This window comes from Pedobacter agri PB92, assembly GCF_000258495.1.
Classification (GTDB): Bacteria; Bacteroidota; Bacteroidia; order Sphingobacteriales; family Sphingobacteriaceae; genus Pedobacter; species Pedobacter agri.
Genome location: NZ_AJLG01000252.1, coordinates 1 through 5,314, shown reverse-complemented (window position 1 = coordinate 5,314; position 5,314 = coordinate 1). Strand labels below are relative to the sequence as shown.

The 5,314-nt window shown below is 35.7% G+C and carries 8 protein-coding genes; all 8 read right to left on the bottom strand.

Annotated elements, in window-relative coordinates; all coding sequences use genetic code 11:
• The coding region (locus ON09_RS22320) for a hypothetical protein (protein ID WP_010603289.1) at nt 1-849 on the bottom strand (849 nt) is incomplete at its 3' end.
• A 181-nt stretch (nt 850-1,030) separates the two neighbouring features.
• Complete coding sequence (locus tag ON09_RS22315; protein ID WP_010603288.1) at nt 1,031-1,594, bottom strand: hypothetical protein; 564 nt, start codon at nt 1,592-1,594, stop codon at nt 1,031-1,033.
• Complete coding sequence (locus ON09_RS22310; protein ID WP_029204567.1) at nt 1,587-2,027, bottom strand: alpha/beta fold hydrolase; 441 nt, start codon at nt 2,025-2,027, stop codon at nt 1,587-1,589. Before ON09_RS22310 ends, ON09_RS22315 begins: the two co-directional genes overlap by 8 nt.
• 54 nt (nt 2,028-2,081) lie before the next feature.
• Nucleotides 2,082-2,285 carry a hypothetical protein gene (locus tag ON09_RS22305; protein WP_010603286.1) on the bottom strand — a complete coding sequence of 68 codons (204 nt, stop codon included), beginning with the start codon at nt 2,283-2,285 and terminating at the stop codon, nt 2,082-2,084.
• 156 nt (nt 2,286-2,441) lie between these two features.
• On the bottom strand, nt 2,442-3,503 hold the full coding sequence (locus ON09_RS22300) for a hypothetical protein (RefSeq protein WP_010603285.1): 1,062 nt from the start codon (nt 3,501-3,503) through the stop codon (nt 2,442-2,444).
• 23 nt (nt 3,504-3,526) lie between these two features.
• Nucleotides 3,527-3,793 carry a hypothetical protein gene (locus tag ON09_RS22295; protein WP_010603284.1) on the bottom strand — a complete coding sequence of 89 codons (267 nt, stop codon included), beginning with the start codon at nt 3,791-3,793 and terminating at the stop codon, nt 3,527-3,529.
• 21 nt (nt 3,794-3,814) lie between these two features.
• On the bottom strand, nt 3,815-4,873 hold the full coding sequence (locus ON09_RS22290; protein WP_010603283.1) for a hypothetical protein: 1,059 nt from the start codon (nt 4,871-4,873) through the stop codon (nt 3,815-3,817).
• 4 nt (nt 4,874-4,877) lie between these two features.
• Nucleotides 4,878-5,314 (bottom strand): hypothetical protein (locus ON09_RS22285; protein ID WP_010603282.1); only part of this gene is annotated, 437 nt, incomplete at its 5' end.

Sequence of the window (5,314 nt, the reverse complement as noted above, 5' to 3'; positions counted from 1 at the left end):
TGTTGTGGTGGGTAATAAAGGCATTTCCTCGTATAATTCCTCATCTATTTTCGCATTAAGCAATGAGTATTTTAAAACAGAATCTACCTGGTTGAGATTATCAAAATAAAGCAACTTGCTATCGTGTAAATATCTGGGATTAAAATCATCAGGATAGGTGAGATGCAGTTTTTCTAATCTTTTGATGTAAAAAGCCACATCATCTTTTGGTAAGCTGGCTGTGTAAACTAATGAGATCAGTTGTGTAAGCACTCGCTGTTGATTTGGTGCATTTGGAGGCAACTGAGGCATAAGCTGCAGGGCCGCGATATTCATTTTATAAGCCAAACTATATTGCTGCAGGCTTTTGTTACTCTGTGCTGCTGATAAAAGCATAATGACCTTCGCCGCAGGCTTAAGTTTTACTGTTGAATCAGTAAGTACAATAATTGCCGCTTTGTTATAGTAATAATTAGCCTGATGCTCTAGTGCTTCTTCATTAGCCAGATTTCCCATGCCATTATAAACACGGGCCTTGATATCTAAGTAACGCTTGTTAACATCTACCAGTTCAAGAGCCTGTTGTAAATATACTTTCGAAGAGTCAGGGTTTTTCCTGGCGTAGAGTTTGCCAAGGCTATATTTGGTTCTCGCATTCAAATCGGTATCGGCCAACACAATCGGATCAGCGTTGTAGCGCTTCCAGGCATTTATTATCGAATCGCTTGAAGCTGGTGTAGCCTGCTTGTCTGATAAGGCTGCAAATGCTTCCTGATATTTTTTTAACTGATCGGCCTTGGTACCATTATCATGTTTGCAAGCATAAGCAAGGAGCAATGAGAGGAATAAAAATAAAATGGGCAATTTCATTAGGTGGAGCTTAATCGTTAGAAATACCATACCATTTTTCAAATGGTAGAATACGTAAAGCTAATATCATAAATTAAAATTAATTGAAGCCCAATTTTAATTTTATCCAGACTTGCGTTTGCTAAAAACTGCATTGTGAAATACCTAACTATCCGTTTCGAATAATTGGACATTGTTCTCGTCAGCGTATTCTGTTGAATGGTAAGGTATAACTATCATTGGCAAGTATGGTGCTGAAGACTTTTTCTGGGGAGGAATAAATATTCAAATCATTCTCTTGAAAAACGAAATTCGATTTTCCGGAAATTTCAGTAATCCTGCGTTGTTGTTTATCGCTTAATCCGAAGAAAAAAACCGATTTGAAACCTTTGGGATACATGTATGAATTATCCGTTGCTTCTCTGTTTTCGGAAGACTGAACATTCTTGATCAGCTTTGCAAATTCTTTTCCTTTGTGATTATCGGCCAATAGCAAGTCTTGTTGTTTGCTTACGAATGCCCGCGGGAAGAACCCTGAAATAACAGGGCTAATGATTATTTTACTCCAAATTTTGCTTAAGAAAAATCGATCATTTATCTCCGGATCAAATAAAAAAACTTTAGAAAATGAAAGGCTTTTATACAAATAGGCTTGTAAGCCAGCCATGCTGCCATTCCCATCAGCAACAATTCGAACTTCCTCCATATACTGACCTTCAGCATCTAAAATTTCTTTAACTGCGACTCCGTTGGCATATTCAGCCATCTTTCCAAATTCCTTTTCTTCTTGTTGAAACAGCGAATTTTTTTTGAGTGGGTTTTTTGAATGTACTATTTCCGAAACCGATTCGATCTATCGCGATGATATGAAATTTTTGATTAAGGGTTTTGTTTTTGAAATAATCTATGAAATAACCAGCATTTTTATCGCTGTTATGCAGCAGTACCAAGTAGGGTTTTTTCTTTCCAAACTCATCGCCTTTTACACTATAATTCTTCTTATTACTAATATACTTGATGCTATAGCCCCTAATATTTACAGAGTCATAAAGCGGGGCATCCATTTTCAAGGCCGCAAATTCCTGATCTATTTCTTCCTGGGTATAAACCTTTGTAAAAAAATGAAATTTGCACCAGATAAAAACGTAACATACAACTACGCTAGTAATGGCAAAATATAAAACTTTTTTCCTTTTCAATCGGATCAACTTCGGGCAATAAATAAAATCTTTAGTCAAATCAGCAAGCGGAGCTTAACCTATAAATGGAACAATGGTGTTAAAAGGCTGATTGGTTACGCTACCGTAAAGGGATAATAAAAATAAAAGTCCGATAATTAACAAGAAAAGCGGCTTGTATCTAAATTCTGTGCCTTTTTTTACAGTGTGCCTGTAATAGAAATAAGTTGCCGCTAAATAGATCGTGGTGAAGGCCAACATCATGTAAGTAACTGTCATGGTTTTATTTTTTAGGTTTAATCATTTCTGCGCTTGCGCTACAGCTTTAACTACTTAAAACTAATTAATAGAATATTCAAATTTTAGCCAGTTTTATAAGCGTGGTATTTAGCTTGCTATTCGCCAGCTTTTAAATATTATTCGCATTTCAATTCCTTACAACGACTTATAAAAATCTGTTTCAGTTACTTCCTTCCTAAAACTACTTTCCGTTTTAGAAAAAACGCTATAAAAGAAAATTACCTTTCCATTAAAGATGAAAGTATAAGTTCCATCGCCTCTGATATTATCTAAAGTTTCAAAAGATGCATCTATCTGTTTTTTTAAACTCTGTTTATCGGTTTTATTTTTTTCGATGTAAGTATTTAACAACTCTGTTGCAGAGCCGATGCTTCCATTGCCATTTAACAGCGGAATTAAATAACCAATCATTTCATCGGTTTTACCTAGCTTTTCGTAAACCTTACTTAAATCGTAAATTAATCTGTTGGCGTCTTTTTGGGCGTTGCTTCCACCTGCAGAAAAGAGTTTAAAATCTAGCAACGACCTTAAGAAAAACTTTTCTGCCAGCTTGTAACTGGCGCTTCCAAAATAAATATCTGCCAGTGCGTGGGCAGAAGTGTGTTTTAGATTTAAAACTTCGTCACTTTTATATTTCCAGGCTTTTTCGTCAATTTTTAAATCCAAAAAATAGTCGAGTTCTGTGGTCAACTGTCGGATATTGGAACGATCTAGCTTTTGGCGCATGTTCTGGGCATACTCCATCAATTTTTTATCGCTTTTGTAAGGTTCTTCGCGGAGCAAATAATATAACGCAGTGCGGATATCGTCTATCCTAACATCATGATAAAGCGGAAAAACATCCCTTAATTTGCTTTCCTCTGCCCACTTTACCTTTCTGTTTTTCTCCATTTGGATGAGCAAATAATCGTCGTTTGGGATTACCTTCGTGTCAAATTTGTAAAAGATAAATTCATCGCTGGTTTTACTCATTCCGATGGCATAAATTAAGTTGTTTTTTATAGTGAAATAAGTCGTGTAATTCTGGTCTTTCAGTATTAAATCATCACCTTTTTCCAATTTGGTTTCGTTAGTAAATGTATGGTATTTAAACGCTTTAAAATATTCGTCTTTGGCAAGTGCTGAGGGATTTTTGGTGTATGCTGATAAATACGCTAACTGCTTTGCAGTCAGTTCTGGTTTATCTAAATCGACCACGCCAACTGTAGATAGCCGTGTTTTTATATCGAAAGTATATTTTGCAGGCAGTAGTTTTGTGCTGTTATTTTTGGATTAATAACGATACCAAAACCCACGTAATCTTTTATTAAATCGAGTTGTGTGATTTGTTCAGTCTCTTTATTATCGGCGATAAAGCTTTTTATCAAATCGGCATGTTTGCTGGTTTTAGCAACTTTTAAAGCCTGGGCTTCAAATTTTTTAAAATCGATGTTTTGCGCAAAGCTGATTTGCGATGCAAAGAGTAATAGGTAAAGTAGGTTTTTCATTTGGTAGGTTGTTGATTTATTTTATTTAGACCTAATTTTTTCTCTTATGAGATACAATTTATTTCGATCTGAAGTGTAAAAAGCAAAGCTGTTTGGCACCTTATAAATCAGAGGTGTAAAAATGATCGCCGAGGCATTAGGTTCTGAAACAATATAAAATCTATTTTTATTTCCGTCAGATTGTTCATTTTCTACGGCAATATTTGGCTCAAAAAAATGAAAATCCCTATCGTTAACGCTCGTCTTAAAAAAGGCTTTACCTCGCCAATTGGTTACATCAAATCCTGGATTTCCACCCCCAATGTTGTGACTGTAAGATAATTTTTCTAGCCGATGGTGATGTAGGTATGTAATATTCTCTGCTAAATGAGGGTCTGTTTCACCAGTTCGTATCACTTCAACGCTATATCTGCCTGCACTTTCCTCATCGCTAACGGTTTGAAAACCTTCAACCTTTTGCCATAAAATTTGCCATTGTTTGTTTTGGTAATAGTAAAATTTCAGATAGCTGTTTTCGTTGTTGGTTATATATTTATAAAACCAATATTTTGAGTTTGCTTTGGCATTTTCAATATGCTGGTTTACCTTAACAGCGCTCCAATTTAAGTCGGCATTTAAAACTTTAAAATATCGTTTAGTAGTGTCACCGTCCAATGGCCAAGTTGTATAGTAGGCTTCTTCGTAGTTCGTAAAAACCATAAAATCATCTATGAGCTCGGCCCAATATCCTTTGTAGGTTAAATACAAGGTATCTGTTATGTTGCCGGCTCCGTTAAGTTTATAGAAGATATAATCGCCTTGGGTTTCATCACTTTTTTCCGCATCAGCTTCTATAATCCACTGTTTGTTTATAGATGGAAAAACACGGATTGGATGAGGGTAACCTTGTGCTTCGCAAATTAATTTCACCTCAAAATGTGTAGAACGATAGTTTTCATTTAGTTCTTGAAAATTGGCGTAAGCTGATGCTAATGGCTCTTCGTTACGCTCCATAATACCATCACCCAAATTACAAGCCGATAAAAATATCGATGTAATAGAGGTAATTAAGAAGAGATATTTTCTAACTAACTTATTCATTCTCTTAATTTTTTTTAACTGGAAATTTCTCTTTATCCGCCATCAGCATACTTTGTATTTTGGGGTATAACTCCAAGTCGGCGTAAGCACCATTCAGTTTCCACACGCCATTTAATTTTTCGAAATCCAGATTTGCGATACTGTTTGATTTGGTATGCAAGGTCTGCTCTGCAAAAGCATCAGCTTTGCTAAAAATACTCTTAGAATACCAGGAAACCAGCTTACCATTGTCTCTCATATCATAGTTTTCTTTTTGCATTAAAAGTGGCCATATTTTAGCAAATTGTTGTTTGTTAACTTTTAAAACAGGCATATCATCGTGCTCGCCATTAATGGCAAATGGAAACTGAACCAAGGGGATGAGTTGTTCTAAGTTAGCATCTTTAGTGCTCGCTCTCAGTTTCTCCCAAAAGTCTAAAAAGTCGTTTTTAGTGTGTACGT